General features: G+C 75.4%; 19 protein-coding genes and 2 pseudogenes. 11 read left to right on the top strand and 10 right to left on the bottom strand.

Features of this window, described 5'->3' with window-relative positions; translation table 11 throughout:
* Positions 1-2 precede the first annotated feature (2 nt).
* A complete protein-coding gene (locus ACRYR9_RS13950; protein WP_432494546.1) occupies positions 3-1,757 on the bottom strand; it encodes a glycoside hydrolase family 13 protein in 1,755 nt (584 codons plus the stop codon).
* 231 nt (positions 1,758-1,988) lie between these two features.
* A complete protein-coding gene (locus ACRYR9_RS13945) occupies positions 1,989-2,999 on the bottom strand; it encodes a LacI family DNA-binding transcriptional regulator (RefSeq protein ID WP_432494544.1) in 1,011 nt (336 codons plus the stop codon).
* Positions 3,000-3,160: 161 nt separating this feature from the next.
* Here ACRYR9_RS13945 and ACRYR9_RS13940 point away from each other — a divergent pair, with 161 nt between their 5' ends.
* From ACRYR9_RS13940 to hisS, 5 genes are read left to right on the top strand one after another with little or no spacing between them, the layout of a single operon-like run.
* Entirely contained in the window at positions 3,161-4,471 is a 1,311-nt protein-coding gene (locus ACRYR9_RS13940) for a sugar ABC transporter substrate-binding protein (protein ID WP_432494542.1), read from the top strand.
* A 29-nt stretch (positions 4,472-4,500) separates the two neighbouring features.
* The gene (locus ACRYR9_RS13935; RefSeq protein ID WP_432494564.1) at positions 4,501-6,096 is read left to right on the top strand and encodes an ABC transporter permease subunit; all 1,596 of its coding nucleotides are present in this window, start codon (positions 4,501-4,503) and stop codon (positions 6,094-6,096) included.
* A gap of 7 nt (positions 6,097-6,103) precedes the next feature.
* Positions 6,104-7,054 carry a sugar ABC transporter permease gene (locus ACRYR9_RS13930; protein WP_432494539.1) on the top strand — a complete coding sequence of 317 codons (951 nt, stop codon included), beginning with the start codon at positions 6,104-6,106 and terminating at the stop codon, positions 7,052-7,054.
* Positions 7,051-9,009: a glycoside hydrolase family 13 protein gene (locus tag ACRYR9_RS13925; protein ID WP_432494536.1), complete on the top strand. Its 1,959-nt coding sequence runs from the start codon at positions 7,051-7,053 to the stop codon at positions 9,007-9,009. Before ACRYR9_RS13930 ends, ACRYR9_RS13925 begins: the two co-directional genes overlap by 4 nt.
* A gap of 41 nt (positions 9,010-9,050) precedes the next feature.
* Positions 9,051-10,331, top strand: coding sequence for a histidine--tRNA ligase (gene hisS, locus ACRYR9_RS13920; RefSeq protein WP_432494534.1), 1,281 nt, complete (start codon positions 9,051-9,053; stop codon positions 10,329-10,331).
* A 24-nt stretch (positions 10,332-10,355) separates the two neighbouring features.
* Here hisS and ACRYR9_RS13915 read toward each other — a convergent pair whose 3' ends face one another.
* Genes ACRYR9_RS13915 through ACRYR9_RS13905 form a run of 3 tightly spaced genes read right to left on the bottom strand, consistent with a single transcriptional unit; the run spans position 10,356 to position 13,865 of the window.
* On the bottom strand, positions 10,356-11,753 hold the full coding sequence (locus ACRYR9_RS13915; protein ID WP_432494532.1) for a metallophosphoesterase family protein: 1,398 nt from the start codon (positions 11,751-11,753) through the stop codon (positions 10,356-10,358).
* A gap of 53 nt (positions 11,754-11,806) precedes the next feature.
* Complete coding sequence (locus tag ACRYR9_RS13910; protein WP_432494530.1) at positions 11,807-12,616, bottom strand: DNA-formamidopyrimidine glycosylase family protein; 810 nt, start codon at positions 12,614-12,616, stop codon at positions 11,807-11,809.
* Between the two features lie 43 nt (positions 12,617-12,659).
* Entirely contained in the window at positions 12,660-13,865 is a 1,206-nt protein-coding gene (locus ACRYR9_RS13905) for a DUF418 domain-containing protein (protein WP_432494528.1), read from the bottom strand.
* An 81-nt stretch (positions 13,866-13,946) separates the two neighbouring features.
* Here ACRYR9_RS13905 and ACRYR9_RS13900 point away from each other — a divergent pair, with 81 nt between their 5' ends.
* Together ACRYR9_RS13900 and ACRYR9_RS13895 are read left to right on the top strand one after the other, a co-directional pair.
* Positions 13,947-14,693, top strand: a complete 747-nt coding sequence (locus ACRYR9_RS13900; protein WP_432494526.1) for an NAD-dependent epimerase/dehydratase family protein — start codon at positions 13,947-13,949, stop codon at positions 14,691-14,693.
* A 78-nt stretch (positions 14,694-14,771) separates the two neighbouring features.
* Positions 14,772-15,533: a FadR/GntR family transcriptional regulator gene (locus ACRYR9_RS13895; protein ID WP_432494524.1), complete on the top strand. Its 762-nt coding sequence runs from the start codon at positions 14,772-14,774 to the stop codon at positions 15,531-15,533.
* A 13-nt stretch (positions 15,534-15,546) separates the two neighbouring features.
* On the opposite strand, the gene ACRYR9_RS13890 is transcribed toward ACRYR9_RS13895, so the two are convergent.
* Positions 15,547-16,455, bottom strand: coding sequence for a DUF1353 domain-containing protein (locus ACRYR9_RS13890; RefSeq protein ID WP_432494522.1), 909 nt, complete (start codon positions 16,453-16,455; stop codon positions 15,547-15,549).
* A gap of 105 nt (positions 16,456-16,560) precedes the next feature.
* Here ACRYR9_RS13890 and ACRYR9_RS13885 point away from each other — a divergent pair, with 105 nt between their 5' ends.
* Positions 16,561-17,232: an SRPBCC domain-containing protein gene (locus ACRYR9_RS13885; protein ID WP_432494520.1), complete on the top strand. Its 672-nt coding sequence runs from the start codon at positions 16,561-16,563 to the stop codon at positions 17,230-17,232.
* Positions 17,233-17,619: an ArsR/SmtB family transcription factor gene (locus ACRYR9_RS13880; RefSeq protein ID WP_432494518.1), complete on the top strand. Its 387-nt coding sequence runs from the start codon at positions 17,233-17,235 to the stop codon at positions 17,617-17,619.
* A 17-nt stretch (positions 17,620-17,636) separates the two neighbouring features.
* On the opposite strand, the pseudogene ACRYR9_RS13875 reads toward ACRYR9_RS13880, so the two are convergent.
* Positions 17,637-18,011, bottom strand: a pseudogene (locus tag ACRYR9_RS13875) (GNAT family N-acetyltransferase); the annotation flags it as partial.
* Positions 18,012-18,140: 129 nt separating this feature from the next.
* Positions 18,141-18,953: pseudogene (locus ACRYR9_RS13870) on the bottom strand (nucleotidyltransferase family protein); the annotation flags it as partial.
* Between the two features lie 298 nt (positions 18,954-19,251).
* On the opposite strand from ACRYR9_RS13870, the gene ACRYR9_RS13865 reads away from it, so the two are divergent.
* Positions 19,252-19,845, top strand: a complete 594-nt coding sequence (locus tag ACRYR9_RS13865) for a GrpB family protein (RefSeq protein WP_432494516.1) — start codon at positions 19,252-19,254, stop codon at positions 19,843-19,845.
* A gap of 124 nt (positions 19,846-19,969) precedes the next feature.
* On the opposite strand, the gene ACRYR9_RS13860 is transcribed toward ACRYR9_RS13865, so the two are convergent.
* Both ACRYR9_RS13860 and ACRYR9_RS13855 read right to left on the bottom strand, forming a co-directional pair.
* Positions 19,970-20,830: a hypothetical protein gene (locus tag ACRYR9_RS13860; RefSeq protein WP_432494514.1), complete on the bottom strand. Its 861-nt coding sequence runs from the start codon at positions 20,828-20,830 to the stop codon at positions 19,970-19,972.
* 229 nt (positions 20,831-21,059) lie between these two features.
* On the bottom strand, positions 21,060-21,359 hold the full coding sequence (locus ACRYR9_RS13855) for a hypothetical protein (RefSeq protein ID WP_432494512.1): 300 nt from the start codon (positions 21,357-21,359) through the stop codon (positions 21,060-21,062).
* 122 nt (positions 21,360-21,481) lie between these two features.
* Here ACRYR9_RS13855 and ACRYR9_RS13850 point away from each other — a divergent pair, with 122 nt between their 5' ends.
* Entirely contained in the window at positions 21,482-21,835 is a 354-nt protein-coding gene (locus tag ACRYR9_RS13850; protein WP_432494510.1) for a VOC family protein, read from the top strand.
* The last annotated feature ends 170 nt before the right edge of the window (positions 21,836-22,005 follow it).

The raw sequence follows: 22,005 nt of genomic DNA, 5'->3' as shown, positions 1-22,005 counted from the left end.
CCTCAGCCCGTGGTGCGGGCGTGGGGCAGCCGGGCGGCGCGCGGCGGCAGCACCCACGCGGTGGTGCCGGGTTCCAGGACGAGGGATCCCGCCTCGTCCCGCGCGACGTCGTCGCTGGCGATCAGCAGGTCGCAACCGGCCGGCAGCAGCACCGGCGCGCCGCGGTGGACGGTCACGACGAGGACGTCCCGGTTGCGCAGCGCCACGGCGTCCGAGGTGCCGACCCCGGCCAGCTCCACCAGGTCCAGGGAACCGGAGGCCAGCTGCAGGTGCCGGCGCAGCGCGAGGGCCCGTCGGTACAGCTCGTAGGTGGAGCCGGGCACCCCCCGCTGCACGTCCAGGGCGTGGCGCGCGAACGACGGCGGTTGCGGCAGCCAGGAGCGGCCGGTGGGCGAGAACCCGTGGGCGGGTCCGTCCGCCGACCACGGCAGCGGGACGCGGCAACCGTCGCGGCCGGCTTCGAGCCCGCCGCTGCGGAACCACGCCGGGTCCTGCCGGGCCTCGTCGGGCATGGCGGTGTCCTCGGGCAGGCCCAGCTCCTCCCCCTGGTACAGGTAGGCCACACCGGGCAGCGCGAGCATCTGCAGCGTGGCGGCCCGTGCTCGGCGCAGGCCGAGTTCGGCGTCCGGCTGCTCGTCGAGCGCGCGGATCCCCTTGGGCAGGGAACCCGCGTCGGCCAGGCCGAGGCGGGAGGTGTGCCGCACGACGTCGTGGTTGGACAGGACCCACGTCGTCGGCGCGCCGACGGCGTCGGACGCCGCGAGGGAGTCCACGACGACCTGCCGGTTGCGGTCGGCGTCCCAGGGGGTGGTGAGGTAGGCGAAGTTGAACGCCTGGTGCATCTCACCGGGACGGACGTAGCGGGCGGTGCGGCTGAGCGAGTCGAGCCACGCCTCGGCCACGAGCACCCGGTCGCCGGGGTAGGCGTCCAGCACCGCGCGCCAGGAGCGGTAGATCTCGTGCACGCCTTCCTGGTCGAACATGGGCCCGGTGGTGCCGTCCGCACCGCCCTCCACCATCGCGGTGGTGCCGTCCCAGTCCGGCAGCCCGTCGGCCTTGACCAGACCGTGGGCGACGTCCACCCGGAAACCGTCGACGCCGCGGTCCAGCCAGAACCTCAGCACCTCCTCGAACTCGCCGCGCACCTCGGGGTTCGTCCAGTCCAGGTCGGGCTGACGGGCGTCGAACAGGTGCAGGTACCACTGGCCCTGCGTGCCGTCCGGTTCCGCCACCCGGGTCCAGGCGGGGCCGCCGAAGATGGAGCGCCAGTTGTTCGGCGGCTCGGCCCCCTGTGCTCCACGCCCGTCGCGGAAGACGTACCGGGCCCGTTCCGCGGAACCCGCCGGTGCCGCCAGCGCGCGGCGGAACCAGGCGTGCTCGTCGGAGGTGTGGTTGGGGACCACGTCGACGATGACGCGCAGGCCCAGGGCGTGCGCGCGGGCGAGCATCGCGTCGAAGTCGGCCAGGGTGCCGAACACCGGGTCGACGTCCCGGTGGTCGGCGACGTCGTAGCCGGCGTCGACCTGGGGGGAGGTGTAGAAGGGGGAGAGCCACACGGCGTCGACGCCGAGCGCTGCGAGGTGGTCCAGGCGCGCGGTGATGCCGGGCAGGTCCCCGACGCCGTCACCGTCGGAGTCGGCGAAGGAGCGCGGGTAGACCTGGTAGACGACCGCGGTGCGCCACCACTGCGCGTCGGTGGTGGCCGGGTGCACGGGGAACAGGCTCGTCCAGGGCGGCGAGTCGAGCAGGGCGTCCATGAGGTCCTCTCGGGGCGGGCGGCGGCGCACGGGCCCCCGGGCACGGGCGGCAGCGGTGCGGCCGGTGGTGGGCGGGCTGCGGGGGCGCGCCGGCGGGTTCCGTCGGAGGACGGGGCACCGGCTCGCTCGGACCGCAGCGGGTGAGGAGGATTCTGCAAGCTCACCGCTGAGTTTGCAAGAACTTGCAGAAGCCGGCGGAGCGCCGGCCCCCGAGACGGCGCTCCGCGCTCCTCAGCGGGCCGGAGCGGCGCCCGTGGAGGCGCGCACCACCAGCTCCGGGCGGAAGAGGAACTCCCCGCGCGGGGTGGGGTGCCCGGCGATCTCGTCCACCAGCGCGCGCACCGCGGCGTCACCCATGGCCTGCACCGGCTGGCGCACGGTGGTCAGCGGCGGATCGGTGAACGCCATGAGCGGGGAGTCGTCCGAGCCGACGACCGAGACGTCGCGCGGCACGTCCAGGCCGCGGTCGCGCACGGCCCGCACCGCTCCCAGCGCCATCGGGTCGGAGCCGCACACGATCGCGGTGACGCCCGCGTCCAGCAGCCGGCCGGCCGCCGCGTAACCGCCCTCCACCGAGAAGACGCTGTTCTCCACGGGGGCCGGGGCGCCGGAGCCCACGTACCGGCGCACGGCGGCGGCGAACGCGGCGGTCTTGCGCTCGACCGGCCGGAAGCGCTCCGGGCCGATCGCCAGGCCCAGGCGCGCGTGGCCCAGCGCGGTCAGGTGGCTCACCGTCAGCTCGATGGAGGCGGCGTCGTCGTTGGAGATGCAGGGCGCGTCGACGTCCGGCTGGTACCCGTTGATGAGCACCAGCGGCAGGCCGCGGTCGCGCAGGCGCACGTAGCGCTTGGGGTCGCTGGTGGTGTCGGCGTGCAGGCCGGAGACGAAGACGACGCCCGAGACGCCGCGGTCCAGCAGCATCCGCAGGTAGTCGTCCTCCTGGACCCCGCCGGGGGTCTGGGTGCACAGCAGGGGCATGTAGCCGCTGACCACCAGACCGGTCTCGATGACCTGCGCGAAGCTGGGGAACACCGGGTTCGACAGCTCCGGGACGATCAGGCCCACCATGCCGGCGGCGCTCTCGCGCAGCCGGGAGGGGCGGTCGTAGCCGAGCACGTCGAGCGCGGTCAGGACGGCCTGGCGGGTGGACTCCGCCACCCCGGGGCGCTCGTTGAGGACGCGGCTGACCGTCGCCTCGCTGACGCCGGCCTGCGCCGCCACCTGGGCCAGTCGAGCAGTCACTCGGCGACGGTAGCGGACCCCGCGGCCCGCGAGTCGTGGAAGACGCTTCCACCTCTTGCAAGTTATTGCTACGGTTGCCGTGTTCTGACAACGGAGCAGAACCCGCGCCGCCGCGCCGTGCACCGCCGCCGCCGCCCGGTCCCGCACCTCCAGGAGCTCGCATGTCCTCCTCGCCCGTGTCCTCCTCGATCACGTCCCCCCCGCGCGCCGCCCTCCTGCGCTCCCTCGCCCTCACCGCGTGCCTCGGGCTCACCCTCACCGCCTGCGGCGGTGGCGACGGTTCCACCTCCTCCGGAGCCACGCCCTCGCAGGCCGCCGCGTCCGGCGAGTCCACCGCGGCACCGGAGCGCGCCGACGCCGACCTCGTCGTGTGGGCCGACGCCAAGCGCGCCGCCGCGCTGGAGGACGTCGCCCAGCGGTTCGGCCAGGAGAACGGCATCACCGTGGCCGTCCAGACCGTCTCGCAGGACCTGCAGACGAACTTCGTCACCGCCAACACCGCCGGCAACGGCCCCGACGTGGTCATCGGCGCCCACGACTGGATCGGCAACATGGTGCAGAACGGCGCCGTCGACCCCCTCGCCCTGCCGGAGGCCGAGCAGGCGCAGTTCACCGACATCGCCCTGCAGGGCGTCACCTACGAGGGCAAGGTCTACGGCCTGCCCTACGCCGTCGAGACGCTCGCGCTGTTCCGCAACACCGACCTGGTGCCCGAGCAGCCGGCCACCTTCGACGACGTCGTGGCCACCGGGCTGGCCTCGGGCGCAGAGAACCCGCTGTGCCTGCAGCAGGGCCAGGAGGGCGACGCGTACCACATGCAGCCGCTGTACACCTCCGCCGGCGGCTACCTGTTCGGCACCACGGGCACCGGCGAGCACGTGCCCACCGACCTGGGGGTCGGCGCACCCGGTTCCATCGCTGCCGCGCAGAAGGTCGCCGAACTCGCCCAGCAGGGCGCGCTGAAGACCTCCATCACCGGCGACAACTCCATCTCGCTGTTCACCGAGGGCCGCTGCGCCTACCTGGTCTCGGGCCCGTGGGCGACCGCCGACGTGAAGACCTCCGGAACCCCCTACGCGCTCAGCCCCGTCCCCGGGTTCGCGGGGATGGCGCCGGCCCAGCCGTTCACCGGCGTGCAGGCCTTCTACGTCGCCAGCAAGGGCGAGAACAAGGCGTTCGCCGAGTCGTTCGTCCTCGACGCCGCCGCCCGGCCGGAGACGATGCGGGCGCTGCACGAGGCCGAGCCCCGTCCGTCCGCGATGCGCGAGGTCCTCGCCGAGCAGTCCGCCGCCGACCCCGACACGGCGGTCTTCGCCGAGGCCGCCGCCGGTGGGCGGATCCTGCCCGCGCTGCCCCAGATGGCCGCCGTCTGGGAGCCCCTGGGCAAGGCGTACGCCGCCGTCGTCAACGGCGCGGACCCCGCCCGGACGATGACCACCACGGGCGAGACGATCCGCGCGAGCCTGCAGTGACCTCCACCCCCACCCGTCCGCCCACCGCCGTGCCCCTGCGCCCCACCGCCCCCGCCCCGCGGCGGGGCGCGGAGGTCGGGCGGCGTTCCGTCACCGCGTCCGCGGCCCTGGTCCGCGTGCTGCTGCTGGGCAGCGTCGCCGCCGTCACCGTGTGGCTGGCCCCGACGCTCGTCGCGCAGGAGAGCTGGGTGGGGCTCACCGCCCTGGTCGTCGGTGCCGTCTCGCTGGTCGCCGTCTACTCCACCAGCCGGTTCGTCCCCGCGAAGTACCTGCTGCCGGGAACGCTGTTCCTGCTCGCCCTGGTCGTCTACCCGATCGTCTCCACCCTGCAGCTGTCGTTCACGAACTTCGGCGACGGCAAGCGCGGGACGAAGCAGGAGGCCGTCAGCAGCATCGTCGGCGGTTCCGTGGAGCAGTTGCCCGACTCCCCAACCTACTCCCTGACCGTCGCCACCCGGGGTTCGGCGACCGAGGGACCGTTCTCGTTCTTCCTCGTGGACACCCGCACCGGCGAGGTGTCCGTCGGCGACGCCGACGGGCTGCAGGAGGTCGAGGCCGGTGCCGTCACGGTCACCGACGGGCGCGTCGTCGAAGCCGACGGGTGGACGCTGCTGACCCCCCGCCAGGTCAACGACGCCGGCGCCGCCGTGCAGGAGCTGACCGTCCCCACCGGCGACGGTGCGATCCGCGCCCAGGGCGTCGCCCGCGCCTTCGAGGGGCGCACGGTGCTGCGCTACGACGAGGTCACCGACAGCATCGTGAACACCCGCACCGGCGAGAGCTTCGGGATCGGCGTGGTGGGCGACAGCGAGTTCTTCGTCGGCCCCGACGGGCGGCCGGCCTTCTCGCAGAGCTGGCTGCAGGGCGTGGGCCTGTCCAACTACGAACGCATCGTCACCGACGACACCGTCTCGGGCGCCTTCCTGCGCGTCTTCGCCTGGACGCTGGCGTTCGCCGTGCTCGCGGTGGGACTGTCGTTCGCCGTCGGGCTCGCCCTGGCCGTCGTGCTCGACGACCGGCGGATCCGCGGTCAGCGCCTCTACCGCTCGCTGCTGCTGCTGCCCTACGCCATCCCCTCGGTGATCGCCCTGCTGGTGTGGTCGAACTTCTACAACCGGGACTTCGGGCTGATCAACGAACTGCTCGGCCTGCGCCTGGACTGGCTGGGCGACCCCTGGTTGGCGAAGGCGGCTGTGCTGCTGACCAGTGTGTGGATGGGTTTCCCCTACATGTTCGTCGTCTGCACCGGTGCGCTGCAGTCCATCCCGGGCGAACTGCGCGAGGCGGCCGTCATGGACGGCGCACGAGCCGGGACGGCGTTCCGCAGGATCGTCCTGCCGCTGCTGCTCGTGGCCGTCACGCCGCTGCTCATCGCCTCCTTCGCGTTCAACTTCAACAACTTCAACGCCATCGAACTGCTCACCGAGGGCGGTCCCTTCCCGCCGGACAGCCCGACGGCGGGGTCCACGGACATCCTCATCAGCTACACCTACCGCCTCGCCTTCGGCGGCTCCGGCGCGCAGTTCGGCTTCGCCGCCGCCGTCTCCGCCCTGCTGTTCCTGGTGACCGCGTTCCTCGCGGCGGTCCAGTTCCGCGCCACCCGATCGCTCGAAGACGTCAACTGAGGACGACATGACGACCCCGATCCCGGCCCCGCCCACCACCGCCGCCACGACCGCCGACCGCGCCCGCGCCGGTGCGGCACCGAGCCGCACCGCCCGTCCCGGACCGCACGGCGCGCGCTGGTGGCGCGAGGTCGGCTGGCGGCACGTGGTGGCGCTGGTGGCCGTCGCCTTCGCCGTCTTCCCCGTGCTGTTCATCCTCTCCGCGGCGTTCAACCCCCTCGGCACGGTCGCGAGCACCGGTCTGGTCCCACGCGAGTTCACCCTCAGCAACTTCACCCGGCTGCTCAGCGGTGAGCGCGGGCCGTTCGTGCGCTGGTACGCCAACACGGTCGTCCTGTGCCTGGTGGTCTCCGCCGCCCAGGTGTTCGCCAGCGCGCTGGCCGCCTACGCCTTCTCCCGCTTCCGCTTCCGCGGCCGCCGGGGCGGGCTGCTCAGCCTGCTGCTGATCCAGATGTTCCCGCAGTTCCTGGCGGTCATCGCGATCTTCTCGATGTTCAGCGGGGTCGGCGAGGTCGTGCCCGCCGCCGGGCTGAACACCCTCGTGGGGTACGGCCTGGTCCTGATGGGCGGGGCGCTGCTGCACGTGTGGCTCATCAAGGGCTTCTTCGACACCGTGCCCAGGGAGCTCGACGAGGCCGCGACGATCGACGGTGCCAGCCACGCGCAGGTCTTCTTCCGCATCGTGCTGCCGCTGATCGCCCCCGTCCTGGCGACGACGGCCCTGCTGAGCTTCGTCGGCGTCATCAACGAGTTCCTCATCGCCGGCATCTTCCTCACCGACGACGAGTCCAAGACCCTGGCGGTCGGCCTGTACGGCATCATCGACTCCGACCGCAGCAACAACCTCGGACTGTTCGCGGCGGGTGCCGTCCTGTTCAGCGTCCCCGTCGTGCTGCTGTTCCAGTTCCTGCAGCGCTTCATCACCGGCGGCCTGACCGCGGGTTCGGTGAAGGGGTGAGCACCCCCGGGCACGGGCTCTTCGGCCTGCCGCACCACGACGGTTCCGGGCTGTACGTCTCCGAACCCGCCCCGCGCCCCGGCGAGGAGGTGCAGCTGCGCGTCCTGGTGCCCGGCACTCACCCCGTGCAGCGGGTGCTGCTGCGCAGCGTGCACGACGGTGAGCCGCGGTTCACCGCCGCCAGCGCGGTGCACCGCACCGCGGGCGCGACGTGGTGGCAGGTCCCCGTGACGGCGCACAACCCCGTCACCCGCTACCGGTTCCTGCTCGTCGGCGGGCCCGCGGACCCGGTGCGCCACGCCTGGCTCACCGCGTCCGGGGTGCACGAGCGCGAGGTGACCGACGCCGGCGACTTCCAGCTCGTGACCCACGACCCGGCCCCCGGCTGGGTGACGGACGCCGTCGTCTACCAGGTGTTCCCCGACCGCTTCGCCCGCTCGGGCGTCGAACGGCCCGCACCGCCCTGGGCGGTGCGGCGCGGCTGGGACGACCGGGTGTCCGCCCACGGCCCGGACACCGCGCGCGAGTGGTTCGGCGGTGACCTGGACGGCGTCACCGAGCACCTGGACCACGTGGTGGACCTGGGGGCGACCTGCCTGTACCTGACCCCGGTGTTCGAGGGCCGCTCGGTGCACCGCTACGACGCGGTGGGCTTCGAGCACGTCGACGCCTGGCTCGGCGGGGACGGGGCGCTGCAGCGGCTCACCGCGGCCGCGCACCGGCGCGGGCTGCGCGTCGTGTGCGACCTGACGACGAACCACACCGGTGACGGGCACGAGTGGTTCCGGCGGGCGCAGGCCGACCCGGCCGCACCCACCGCGGCGTTCTACCGGTTCACGGAGCACCCCGGCTCCTACGTCAGCTGGCTGGGCGTGCCGTCGCTGCCGAAGCTGTTCCACGACTCCCCCGCGCTGCGCGAGGCCCTGTACGCCGGGCCCGGCTCCGTGGTGGGCCGCTGGTCCCGCCCGCCGTTCTCCCTGGACGGGTGGCGGATCGACGTGGCGAACATGACGGGCCGGTACGGCGATCAGGACCTCGCCGGCGACGTCGCCCGGGAACTGCGGCGCACCCTGGCGGCGGCGGGTGCGCAGACCGGGAGGGAACAGTGGCTGCTGGCCGAGCACGGCCACGACGCCTCCGGGGACCTGTCCGGGGACGGCTGGCACGGCACCATGAACTACACGGGTTTCACCCGGCCGGTGTGGACGTGGCTGACGCCCGGCGAGGACGGTCCCGACGCCCACGGCCTGCCGTACCCGGGCGCACCGGTGCCGCTGCCGTCGATGGACGGCGAGCAGGCCGTCGGCACGGTGCGCGAGGTCCTGGCGTCCGCGCCGTGGCGCTCGTGGTGCGCGTCGACGAACTCGTTGAGCTCGCACGACACCCCCCGCGTGCGCACCGTCGTGGGCGGCGGCACGCGCGGCGGGCTGCCGCCGGGCGGCCCCGGCGCCGCGGGCCGGGACCGCCACGTCGTCGCCCTCGCGCTGCAGGCGACGCTGCCGGGGGTGCCCGCGGTGTTCGCCGGCGACGAGATCGGCCTGACGGGCACGACCGGGGAGCACTCGCGCACGCCGTTCCCCTGGCACCGGCGCGGCGAGTGGGACGGCGAACTGCTGGCGCAGTACCGGCACTGGCTGCGGCTGCGCCGAGAGCACGTGGCGCTGCGCCGCGGCGGGCTGCGCTGGGCGCACGTGCAGGCCGACTCGCTGACGTTCGTGCGCGAGCACCCGGCGGGTTCCGTGCTCGTGCACGCCGCGCGCGCCGCGCACCCGCGCGTGCGGGTGCCGCTGGCCGCGCTGGGCGGCGGCCCGGCGCGCGCGCTGACCGGGGAGGCGGTCGAGGTGGACGGCGGCGCGCTGGTGCTGCCCGCGGGCGGCCCCGCCGCCCACGCGTGGTCGCTGCCCTGCACGGCACCGCCGTGGGCGGCGCCGGGAGGGCTCCCGGCCCTGCGCTGACGCAGCCGGGGCGCCGTGGGCGGGCCACTACCATGGCGCGCATGGCCTCCAAGATCGTCCCCGCGCGCGGCATGCGCGACGTCCTCCCCGCGGAGAAGGCCCGCCGGGAGCACGCGCTGCGGGTGATCCGCGAGGTCTACCGCTCCTTCGGGTTCGACGAGATCGAGGCGCCCGCGCTGGAGGAGCTCAGCCGCCTGGAGTCCGGGCAGGGCGGCGAGAACGAGAAGATGCTCTTCAAGGTGCTGCGCCGCGGCCTGGACCCCGACGAGGCGCTCAAGCCCGCCGACGCCGCCGACCTGGGGCTGCGCTTCGACCTGACGGTGCCGCTGTCGCGCTACGTCGCCAGCAACGCCGCCGTGCTGCGCACCCCCGCCAAGCTGCTGCAGATCGGCCCGGTGTGGCGCGCGGAGCGCCCGCAGAAGGGCCGCTACCGGCAGTTCGTGCAGTGCGACATCGACGTGGTCGGTGAGCCGGGGGCCGTCGCCGAGGTGGAGCTGGTCACCGCCACCGACACCGCGCTGCGCCGGCTCGGCCTGACCGGCACGACGCTGCGCATCAACGACCGCGAGGTCCTCACCGGCCTGCTCACCGGCTGCGGGTTCGCCGAGGACGCGCACGGCAGCGTCCTGATCACCGTGGACAAGGCCGACAAGATCGGCCTGGACGGCGTGATGGCCGAGCTGCGCGAGAAGGGCTTCGCCGACGGGCACGTCGCGAGCCTGCGCTCCGCGCTCGACGAGCTGCTGACGATCACCTCCCTGTCGGACCCCGCCGCGCTGGCCGCGGCGCTGCCGGACGCGGTGCCCGCGCAGGCGGTGCAGCGCCTCGGGGAGATCGGTGCGGCCCTGGCCGTGTCGGCGCCGGAACTGCCGGTGGTGTTCGACGTCAGCCTGGTGCGCGGCATGGGGTACTACACCGGCCCCATCTTCGAGATGGCGCTGGCGGGCTCGGGTTCCTCCATCGCCGGCGGCGGCCGCTACGACCGCATGGTGGGCCGCTTCAGCGGCCGCGACCTCCCCGCGTGCGGGTTCTCCATCGGTTTCGAGCGCATCGCCGAGCACGTCGCCCTGGAGACCGACGCCTCCCGCGCGGTGGCGCTCGTCCACGCGGCGGACGTGCCCGCCGGGGACCTGGTGCGCCGCCAGCGCGAGATGGCCGCCGAGGGGTACCGGGTGGCGCTGGTGAAGCAGGCCAAGCGGATGCAGCCGCTGTTCGACAAGCTCGTCGAGGAGGGTTACGGCAGCGTCGTGCGCGCCCGCGTCGGTGACGACGGCGCCACGGTGTTCACCGACCCCGCCCCGCTGGGCTCCAGCGCGGGCTGACCGGCGCGGGGTTCCCCCTCCCGCTCACCCGGCCTCCTGCGCGGAGCCGTACGAGGAGACCGGGCGCCGTTCGACGACCACGCGCTGCTCCCCGAGGCCGGCGACCGTGATCTCGTCGACGGCCACCAGCGCCCGCGTGGCGGGGTCGAAGTGCAGCACGGAGACCTCCAGCGGGCGGGTCCGCCCGCCGTCCAGCATGCGCAGCCCCGCCCCGCCGGAGGAACCCTGCGTCAGTTCCAGGGTCCCCTCGCGGGTGCGGCTGCGACGCTCGTGGACGTGGCCGTCCAGCACGAGCGGGACGTGCCCGTGCAGCGGCGGCGCCATCGCCGGTTCGTGCACGAGGGCCACGTCGACGGGTTCGGGCGAGTCGTCCACGGCCCGGGCCAGCGCCTGCCCCGCCCGTGCGAGTTCGGCGGCGGCCGCCCCCGGGGCCTCCTGCAGCCGCTTGACCGGGGTGAAGCGGGGGTCCCCCGTCCCGGCGAAGCGCAACCCCGCGACCTGCGTGGTCGCGCCGTCGTCCAGGACCCGCACGTTCGGCAGCGCCGCCAGGTACGCCTGCGTGGCCGCGGAGTCGTGGTTGCCGCGCACCCACAGGTACGGCACCGGCAGGTCGGCGATGCCGGCGAGCTGCCGGTTCTCCACGTCCGTGCCCAGGTCCGTGGAGTCCCCCGTGTCGACGACCGCCCGCACGTCGTACTGCGCGACCAGCGTGCGCACCAGCGAGTACGCCTGCGGGTTGTTGTGGACGTCGGAGATCCACAGCAACCGCGTGCTGTCCCCGGTGCTCGTCTCCGGCAGGGCCTGCAGCCGCGCGTACAGGCGGGTGACGTCGGAGGCCAGCTGCGCCAGCCGCTCGCTGTAGGCGCCGAAGTCGGTGCGGGCGTTGCGGGCGGCACCCACCAGGGCCGGGGCCTGGGCCAGCAGGCCGGTGTACGTGGGCCGGGTGATCGCCTGCGGGCGGGCGGTGGCGGCGACCACGGCCCCGGTGGCGGCGAGCCCCGCGAGCACCGCAGCGACGCCCACGGCCACCGCGCGCGGGTCGCGGAACACGACCGCGCAGGCCAGGGCGCCCGCCAGGAGCGCCACCGCCGTCGAGCGCAGCGCCAGGGCCCGCAGCGCCGAGCGCACGTCCGCCCCCACGTCGCGCACCAGGTCCTCGCGCGGCACCGCACCGGTCAGCAGGCCGCGGGCCGCGGGCAGGTCGACGTCCTGCACGCCGACCCGCAGCGCGAGGGGGCCGGAGTGCGTGTCCATGGTCAGGCGCCCCACCGGGGGCAGCGCGACGTGCGTGCCGCCACCGCTCGCGAGCACGAGCGAGAGCCGGGCCCTGACCGGGCCGACGTCGCGGTGCACCGCCCCGGCGCCGAGGACCGCCAGCACCGCCGCGGTGCAGGCCACCGCCACCACGAGAACCCCGTGCACGATCCTCCGACCCCCTCGTCCGCCCCGCTCGTCCGCCGCCCGTGCCACGGGTTTCAGCGCTGGCAGTGCGGGCACCACCAGGTGCGGCGCCGCTCCGGGTCGCCGGGAACCTCGGCGCTCACCTCGACCGGGGTCCCGCAGCGCAGGCACGGCTGCCCGGCCCGCCCGTACACCCAGTGCTGCCGCCCCGGGCGGGTGTCGCCGGTGGTGACCTGGTGCGCGCCGTGCGGGGCCACGGAGAACCGCAGCAGCTTCGCCGCCAGGCGCACGAGGGGTTCCGGGTCGACCTCGCCGACGGGGCGGGTGGGCAGGTGCCCGCGCAGGAAGCACAGCTCGTTCACCCACAGGTTCCCGAGCCCGGCCAGGACGCGCTGGTCCAGCAGGGCCGCGGCCAGCGGCCGCCCCGGTTCCCGCGCGAGGTTGCGCACCGCCCCCGCGACGACCTCGTCGAGGGGGGTGCTCGCGTCGAGGAGGTCGGGGCCGAGGTGCCCGACGGCGGTGTGCTCCTGCTCGGTGGGCAGCAGTTCCACCACGCCCAGCTTCAGCCCGGCCGCGGTGGGCCCGCTGGTGCGCAGCAGCACCCGCACGTCCGGTGCCAGCCGGCGCGGCAGGACCTTGCCGGGGGTCAGGACCGTCCAGGAACCGTCCATGCGCAGGTGGGTGTGCAGGGTCAGCGCGGAACCGTCCAGGTCGAAGCGGGTCAGCAGGTGCTTGCCGCGCGGGACCGTGCCCAGGACGCGGGCGCCGGTGAGGTCCGCGGTGGCGTGCCGGGGCACGCGCAGGTCGGCGGCGCGCACGGTGGTGCCGCGCAGCCGGGTGTCCAGGGTGCGCGCCACCCGGTAGACGCTGTCCCCCTCCGGCACCCGCCCACTGTCACCGGTGGCGGGCCGCGGCGCGAGCCGGGGTTCAGCGGCGGCCGTAGGTGAGGCGGCGCAGCAGCACCTCGGCGGGCCCGCGCCCGCCGGTGCGTTCCAGCACGAGCGCACCGAGCAGGATCAGCACCCAGGTGCCCACGGCGAGCGTCGACGCCTGCGCCACGCCCAGCTCGGCGCCCAGGCCGAGGGTGGAGGCGGGCAGCAGCGCGGCGAACACCACGGAGTGCGCCAGGTACCCGGACAGCGAGCGCCGCCCCAGGGCGACCAGGGCGCGGCCCGGTGCGGCGAGCCCGCCGCGCCGTGCCGCAGCGGCCACGACGAGGCCGGCCAGTGCCGCGTAGCCGAAGCCGCCGGCGTACCCGGTGACGGCGTGCACCGCCCCGGCCACCACGGCGGCGGTGCTGCCGGGTTCCCAGGCGCCGACGGCGATCAGGGCCAGGGGCAGGCCGCCGAGAGCGGCGATCGCGACACCCCCGGCACCGGCGGCCAGCAGGGTGCGCCGGTGCCGCGCCGGGTCGTCGAGCAGCCCGCGGCGGGCGGCGACCGCCCCGATCGCGACCGCGCCGAACACCACGAGCGGCCCGACGAGGGTTCCCGTGACCCACTCGACCAGGCGCAGCAGCAGCGCCCCGGCGGCGCTCTCCCGGGTGGAGGAGTCCGCGAGGGCCTGCACGTCGTCCGGCAGGGGCACCGCGGCCAGGGCGCCGAACGCACCGGCCAGCACGGTGCCGGTGACGGCGAGGACGACCAGGCCGCGCGTGCGCGGCGAGGCCAGTGCCCCGGCGAGCAGGACGAGCAGCACCCCGTAGGTGCCGGCGATGTCGCCGGAGAACAGCAGCACCCCGTGCAGGGCGCCGATGAGCAGCAGGGCCCAGCCGCGGCGGCGCAGGAGCCGGCGGACCTGCGCCGGCTGCGCCCCGGCGTCCAGGTGGCGGCGCACCAGCTGCCAGGTGCCGTAGCCGACGAGCACGGAGAACATCGGGAACGAGCGGGCGTCCACGAGGGTGGTCTGCAGGACGGTCACCACCCGGTCCCACTGCGACAGGCTGCCGGCGGCGGGGTAGCCGGCGAGCCCGGCCGGGCGCGCGTGCAGGTGGACGTGGACGTTGGCCAGGCAGATGAACAGCAGCAGCGCCCCGCGCGCCAGGTCGGGGGCGGGCACGCGCTCGGTCAGGGCGGTGGCGCGCGGCGGAGCGGCGGGCAGCGTCGGGTGCACGGTCGCCATCGTGGTGCTCACGGGGAGCGGGGCGCGTCCGCCGGTCGTCGCGCGGGCGCGCCCCGGAGGGCGGAGGCGGCCGCGGTGGGCCAGGCTCGGGGTGTGGACGCGGAGCGGGTGCTGTTGACGGGCGCGGCGGGCAGCGTCGCCGCGCAACTGCTGCCGGGGCTGGCGGGCCGGCCGTTGCGGTCGTTCGACCGCGAGGCGGCCGACCACCCGGACGCGGAGGTGGTGACCGGGGAACTGACCGATCCGGCCGCGCTGGAGCGGGCCCTGGACGGGGTGGGTGCCGTGGTGCACCTGGCCGGGAACCCGGACCCGTCGGCCCCGTGGGAGGAGCTGCGCGGGCCCAACGTGGAGGGTTTCGCGGCGCTGCTGGCGGCGGCGGAGCGCGCCGGGGTTCGCCGGGTGGTGTTCGCCAGTTCCGTGCACGCGATGGGTGCGCACGAGGCGGACGGGCGGGTCCCCGTGGACGCGGCGTGGGCCCCGCGGGCGTGCTGCCCGTACGGGGCGACGAAGGTGTTCGACGAGGCCGTCGCGCAGGTCGTCTCCCGGCGCGGGCCGCTGAGCACGATCGGGTTGCGGCTGGGGGCGACGGTGCCGGAACCGACGAAGCGCTCGCAGCTGGCGAGCTGGCTGGGTCCGGCGGACCTGCGGCAGCTGGTGGTGCGCGCCCTGGACGCCGACGTGCACCACGGGGTGTTCCCCGCGGTGTCCGGCAACAGCCGGCAGCACTGGGACCTCACCGCGGCGCGCACCCGGCTGGGGTACGAACCGGTCCTGGACTCCGAGGAGTTCGCGGCGCTCGTGCAGGACGACGGCACGGACACCGGCGTCTGCCCGCGCTGAGGGCCGGGCGCCGGGCGTTGGGGCCCACGGGGCAGCGCACTAGGCTCGCGGGTTCCAGCGACCGGCGGGAGGGGAGACGTGGTCGACGAGGACCGCGCACGCGGGGAGCGCGGTGGGCCGCGCTCGCAGACGGACGTCGTCGTGGAGGGCATCAAGCGGATGCTCGCCGAGGGCGTGCTGCGCCCGAACCAGAAGCTGCCCGTGGAGGCCGACCTGGCGCGCGAGCTCGGCGTCTCGCGCGGACCGCTGCGCGAGGCGGTGCGGGCGCTGTCGCTGATGGGCGTGCTGGAGTCGCGCCAGGGCGCCGGCACGTACGTGACCGCCCTGGACTCCTCCGTGCTGCTGACGCCGATGGCGTTCCTGGTGGACCTGCAGCGGCAGCCGGGCGCGCAGGCCCTGCACGCGGTGCGGCGCCTGCTGGAGACGGAGGCCGCCGGGCTGGCCGCGCTGCACGCCGACGACGAGCACCTGGCGGGGCTGCGGGCGGCGCTGGAGGACTCGACGGACGCCGCGCGGGACGTGAGCGACCCGCACGCGTTCGTGGAGGCCGACATCCGGTTCCACGACCTGGTGGCCACGGCCAGCGGGAACCCGGTGCTCGCCTCGCTGGTGCACGCGTTCGCCGGGCGCACCGCGCGCGCCCGCGTGTGGCGGGCGATCGCCGAGGAGGGGGCGCTGGAGCGCACCCTGCAGGAGCACCGGGCGATCCTGCGGGCGGTCCAGGAGCGCGACCCGGACCGGGCGCGGCTGCGGATGGGTCACCACCTGCTGGCGGTGGAGGACTTCGTGGCCGGCCCCGACGGCAGCGGGGCACCGGACGGGGCGGACGAGGTGGGCTGACCGCCCGGCGTGGTCAGCGGGCCAGGGCGGCGACGGCGGCGACGGTCCCGGCGAGCGCGAGCGCGAACACCGCCCAGCGCGCGGCGCGCCGGGGGCGCCCGCCGGCGAGGGCGTCGACCGCGGCGAAGGACGCCGAGGCCAGCAGCACGGCCACGGTGACGGGCAGCAGGGCGGCGGCGGCCACCCCGGCGACGGCGCCGGCGCGCCACCGGCGGCCCCACAGGGGTGCGGCGAGCAGCGGCACGGTGAGCGCGGCGGCCGCACCGGTCAGCAGCTCCACCCACCACGCCCGCTGTCCCATCCAGGGCAGGACGCGGGCGAGGTCGAGGAGGTCCACCACGGCCAGGGTGCCGACGACGAGGACGAGCGCGGCCGTGGCGGCCGCGGCCAGCCACGAGCGCCACGTGCTGCGCAGCGGCCCGGTCAGCGCGGTGACGACGGACACCCCCGCCCACATCACCTCCCGGCGCAGCGGGGCGACACCCAGGTCCCGCAGGGCTCGGCGGAACAGCCGGTCGGCGCTGACGCGGTCCACGGGGCGGGTGGCGAGGTAGGAGGGCGGCCCGTCGGAACCGGCGACGAGGCCGTCGTGGACGAGGGCGGCCGGCAGGTGGCGGCCCGTGGTGGGCACGAGCCAGCGCAGCGCCGGCGGCACGGACGTCAGGTCGGTGGAGAACCCCGCGGGGTCGGCGGGGACGACGACCGGGCCCAGGCGCGCGTCCCAGTAGCCCACGGGGCGCTCGAGGCGGAAGCGCTCGCGGGCGGGGTCACCGTCGACGAGGAACCGGTGCAGGCGCACCTCGCCCGTCCAGGGGCGTTCCGGGTGGGCCGGGTCGAAGAACCCGCTGCGGGCCAGGTGGGCGGGCCGGTGCCCCGGCAGGCGGACGGGTGCACCGGTGCGGGGCGCGGGGGGCTGCGGCACGCGCGGCAGGCTCCCACGGCCCCGGGGCGGGTGCGAGCGCCAGGGGGTTGTGCCGGCGGACCCGCGGGACTACCGTCATTTCATAAGTCGATACTTATGGAGGTGGTGGCTGTGATCGCAGACCCCGTGTCCGTGGCGGGCCTGGTGGTGCGCGAGGTCCGCACCGGCTCGCGCGACGGCACTCCCACGCGCGTCGTCGTGGCCCGCCGCGGCTACCGCGGCGAGCCGGGCGACGTGTGGAACGCGCTGACCGACCCCGAGCGCATCCCCCGCTGGTTCCTGCCCGTCAGCGGGGAGCTGCGCGTCGGGGGCCGCTACCGGTTCGAAGGCAACGCGGGCGGCCTCGTCCAGGAGTGCCGGGCGCCGGAGACGTTCGCCGTCACCTGGGAGATGGGGCCGGTGGTGTCCTGGCTGCGGGTCACCCTCACCCCGGAGGACGGCGGCACCCTGCTGGAACTGCTCCACGAGGCACCCGTCGACCCGGAGCTGTGGGAACGGTTCGGGCCCAGCGCGGTGGGCCTGGGGTGGGACCTCGGCCTGCTGGGCCTGGGGCTGCACCTGGACAGCGGCGAGGCCGTGGACCCCGCCCTGGCCGCTGGGCTGCTGACCTCCGCGGAGGGTGTGGAGTTCGTGCGGACCGCGGCCGAGGGCTGGGCGTCGGCCGCCGCGGCCGACGGCGACGAGACCACCGCGGCGCGCGAGGCGGCGGAACGCACCGTCGCCGCGTACACGGCCGCCCCGGGGGACGACGTCCCCGGGAACGGCACGGCCGGCTGAGTGGCCGGGGTCTTCGAAGCGCTCGGCGAACCGGTCCGGCGGCTCCTGCTGGAACTGCTCGTCGACGGGGAGCACCCTGCGGGAACGCTCGTGGAGGCGGTGCGAGCGCGCACGAGCATCTCCCAGCCAGCCGTCTCGCAGCACCTGCGAGTGCTGCGGGAGGCCGGGCTGGTGACCGTGCGCGCCGAGGGCACCCACCGCCTCTACTCCCTCGACCCCGCCGGGCTGGACGCGGCGCGCGCGTGGCTGGACCACCTCGCGGCCCCGTTCGCCGCCCTCGCGCAACCGCTCGACGCGCTGGCGACGGAGGTGGCGCGCGGTCGGCGCGAGCGGCGCACCTCCCCCACCGCCGGCACGGCGGGCTCGCGAGAGGAGCGACCGGCCTGAGGACGGGCCCGGGGCGCTCACCCGGGTGCGGCCGCGCGCCGCAGTCGCTCCTCCTCGACGTCCGGGGAGCTGGGCAGGGGTTTCCGCTCCCCCGTGGGGCGGAAACCGAGCCGCTCGTAGAACCGCCGGGCCCGCGGGTTGCCGTCGGCCACCCACAGGCCCACCGTCGCCGCTCCCCCGGCGGCGGCCCGGCTGCAGGCGGCCTCCACGAGCCGGGCGGCCGTCCCGCCGCCGCGGTGGCCGGGTTCCACCCACACCGAGACGAGTTCGCGCTCGCCCACCGGGGGGACCACCTCGCTCGGCACCAGGGCCGCCACCCCCACCGCGCGCCCCGCGGACCACGCGAGGAACCAGTCGCCGTCCTGCACCCGCCGCCGCCAGGTGCCGTCGTCGAAACCCTCCTCGCGCGCCAGCGTGGAGCCGAACGCCCGCGGCGCGTCGGCCAGCGCCTGCAACCGGACCTCGCGCACCACCGGCCACTGCTGCGCGCTCGCCCGCTGCACGGCGAGCGGGCCCGTGCCGCAGCAGCGTCCGGTGTCGTCCACGATCCGCTGGGCGGCCTCCAGCGCGGCCACCAGGCCCGCCGGCCCACCGCCCAGGGAGGCGAGGGCCGCGTCGACCCGCTCACCGAACCGCTCGGGCGCCTCGGGCAACCGGCTCGCCGCAGCCACGGCGCCCTTCTCGTTGACGACCCACCGGCAGGCGTGGGCGTGCACGGCGTGCGCGCACAGCAGCAGGACCCGGAACAGGCAACCGGCCACGTAGGCGCTGTCACCGCGGGGCGCGGCCTTGCGAGCGCCGCCGACGAGGAAGGCGGCCTCCCCCAGCGAGGCGACCACCGCCTCGCGCAGCCGCGGCGGGTAGGCCCGTGCGGCGCGGTGCAGGGCCGTCAGCTCGCCGGTGGCGTCGGCGAGGACCACGCCCAGGGCGGCCTCGCCGGCGTACGCGAAACCGGGGAAACCCAGCGGGTGGCCGGTCTGGGCGTGCCAGGTGAGCTCGCCGTCCTGCGCCCCGCGCCAGCTGCGCTGCACCCGGTCCAGGTCGCGGTAGATCCAGTCCACAGCGGTGCCGTCGACTCTCAGCCAGCCGCCGCCGTCGACCCACGGCCCCCAGCCGCCGGGTTCGGTGACCCGGACGCCCGGCCCGGCGACCTCACGGGCGAGGTGCCCGAGCGCCGCCACGTCCAGGGGCGGGCGGTAGTACAGCCCCAGGTCGACGTCGGAGTCCGGGGAGTGCTCGCCGCGGGCACGGCTGCCGCCGAGCGCCACCGCCTCGACCCCCGGCACGCGCAGCAGCCGCTGCGCCACCTCCTGCAACCGCGCGTCGTCGAGCACCCGGCCAGCGTGCCGCCGTCGGGCTGCGAGCGGTACCGGTTTCGCGGCCGGCGGCACGTGCCACGCCTCAAGACTCCGGTGACGGTTCTGCACGAGGACACCGGTGACGGTCGATGTGTCAGGACGTCGGTGACAGCCGCAGGGCTGAGCAGGTACCGGCCGCCAACGACAGCGCACGCGCTGCGGGATGACCGTGCGGCCTCCGACTCGCCCCTCAGCGGCGGGAAGCGCATCTCGTACCGCCGACACACCCTCGTACTGGCACACCGCGCGCACCCTCCTCGCTACCGTCCGACCCGTGCCTGGACCTGCGGTGCTGCAGCCCTACGACCCTGCCTGGCCCGGACGCGCAGCACAGCTGCTCGCCGCGGTAGAGCTCGCGATCAAGCCTTTGGGAGTGGGTCAGTCCTTCGAGCACATCGGCTCCACCTCGGTACCCGGCCTGATGGCCAAGGCCTACATCGACCTCCAGGTCGTCGTCAGTGAACTGCCTCAACCCGAGCTGCTGGACCAGGCGCTGGCCCCTACCGGCTTCATCCCCACCACGGGATCGCGTCCAGACTCCCCGGGGGTCTACCGCGACATCCCGCGCGGCTCCGAGCAGGTGCCCGACGAGGTGTGGCGCAAGCGCCTCTTCGTCCACGACATCGACGGTCCGGAAGCGGCGATCTTGCACATTCGGCTCGGTGCCTCGCCATGGGGGCGCTATGCCGTCTGGTTCCGCGACTGGCTGCGTGCCCACCCCGAGGCCCGTGATCGCTACGCCTCCTTCAAGGCCGGCGTGGCCGCTGAGCACGCCGGCGATGCCGACTACGACGACTACACCCGCGCCAAGACGACGTTCTTCGACGAGGTGCAGGAGCAGTTCGAAGCCTGGGGGCGCAGCCACTGACCAGCGCGACGCCCTCGAGCGCTGACCGGAGCAGCGCGCAGCGCGGGATGACTGTGAAGTCGGGGTCAGTACGCGCGCGTGGGTGCCGTCTTGTCTGAATGCGTCGCCCCGAGCTCGCCGAGGTTCACGTGTTGAGCGTGTCGGCGAAGAGGCTGAGGTCGTCCTCCTCCTGCACCGCCCACGCCTCCAACCCCCGCGCGGCCAGCACCGCCTCGATGAGCTCGACCGACCCCCCGATCAGCGTGGAGTCGAAGTCGATCTCGCTGGCCAGGCACCAGGATCGGTCCGTCGGCCACAGCAGGTTCGGCGACTGCGGGTCGAACCAGTCGTCGGTGACCTGGTGCCCCATGGCCAGTGCCGCGCGCAGCGGCCCGGCGAGGAGCAGGTGGTCACGTCCGGGCAGCGACAAGCGCGGCGCGGTCAAGGCCTGCTGCAGCTGGGGCGGCACCTGCGCAGGTCGTGGGGGCGGAGGTGGCGGTCCGCCCTCGCTGTCGGCGTGGGCGAAGACGAGGAAGGAGCTGGCGCCGGTCAGCCAGCCGTAGCCCTCCCACAGGGCGTGGTGGCACTCCTGCTCCCCGGTGAAGAGGGCTAGGACGTCCAGCAGCGAGCTCAACGCCGGCGGTTCCAGCGTCCCCTCCCGCACGTCCACCTCGTCCCACCGCCCTTCGGAGGACAGCGGCAGCTGCACACCAGGCGCGGGGGTCGTGATGGAACGCCACTGCATGAGGGCGTGCGGGGTGCGGCCAGTGCGTTCGCACACCTGCGTCCACGTCAGCGTCGCGCTGTGCTCTGCCGGGTCGGCTGTGGGGTCGTTCGCGAAGTCCACGGGGGGTGCGTAGAGGTCCACGGGGTGCAGGACGCGCGCGTAGGCCGCGAACCCGGTCGGTACGTTGCAGGCGACGGTGCTGCCGAAGCCGCGCAGCCGCTCAGCGATCCACTCCCCGGCCGTGGGAGCGAGGGCTGCGCGCAGTCCTTCCATGCTCATCAGCTGATCGTGGCGGTCCCGATCGCTCCTGTCAGCAAGGTCGGTCATCGGCATGAGCGGTAAGTCGTAGGTGCCTCACCAGCAGGCATGGACGCCCTCCACCCGCAGACCCGAGGCCCGGGAAGTGTCGCCACCAAGACCGGCAGCAGTGTCACCGGTGCCTTGGTTCGGAACTGTCACCGATGTCCTGCGAGACGACAGCGGCCGGCGGCACGGACACGAGCGCGGGTCACCCGATCCCGTAGGCGGTGACGAAGTCCTCCACGGCCCGCACGACCTCGCGAGCGGTGGCCGGCGCGATCCCGTCCTCCCCCAGCGCCTGCACCCGGACGTCCTCCGCAGCGCCCTGAGAGCGCCGGACCCAGTCGGCGTGCGCGGCGTCGGCGAGGACGTGACGGGGCACCGCGGCGGGTCTCCCCGAGCGGTCGAGGACCAGGCCTGCGACCCAGTCGGGGTCGAAGCTGCCCTGCGGCGGCGCGAACACGCGCTCGCCCTCGACGTAGTCCCCGCTCCCGCCCCAGCGCGTCACGTCGACACCGTACTCGGAGCACCGCTCACGGGGATCTTCCCACCGCCCTCCCGGATCGACGGGAACCCCGGCGCACCTCCACCCGGCGCGGTCGTGTCGGGAGGTGCGCCTACGGTGCCGGCATGATCGCGACCCTGGCCTCCAGCTTCCTGCCGGTCCACGACACCACCGCTGCCGCCGCCTGGTACCGCGGCCGCTTCGGCCTCGAAGCCACCGACGTGCAGGAGCACGCCGCGGTGCTGCGGGACGGCGACGGTCGGCGCCTGACCCTCATGGGCCCCGCCAGCGGCATCCCGGTGCGCCCGGGCCTGGCGTGGGCACCGGTGAGCTTCCGGGTGGAGGACGTGGCGGCGTTCCGCGAGGAGTTCTCGCGCACGGGGTCACCCTGCTCCCCCGTCCAGGGCGCCCCGGCGACGTGCCTGTTCGTCACCGTGGCGGACCCGGACGGCAACACGCTCCTCGTCGTCGACCGCTGACGGGTTCCCGGCCGCGGGTCTCAGCCCGCGGCCGGCCCGGGGATCCCGTAGACCGACCGCGCCGTGGGGGGGGGGGGGGGGGGGGGGGGGGGGGGGCGGGGGGGGGGGGGGGGGGGGGGGGGGGGGGGGGGGGGGGCGGGCGTGGGGGGGGGGGGGGGGGGGGGGGGGGC

It is taken from the genome of Kineococcus auxinigenes, assembly GCF_050871525.1.
Lineage (GTDB): Bacteria > Actinomycetota > Actinomycetes > Actinomycetales > Kineococcaceae > Kineococcus.
Note: the sequence above shows the minus strand (reverse complement) of the source record. Positions and strands in the feature narration are given on the sequence as shown.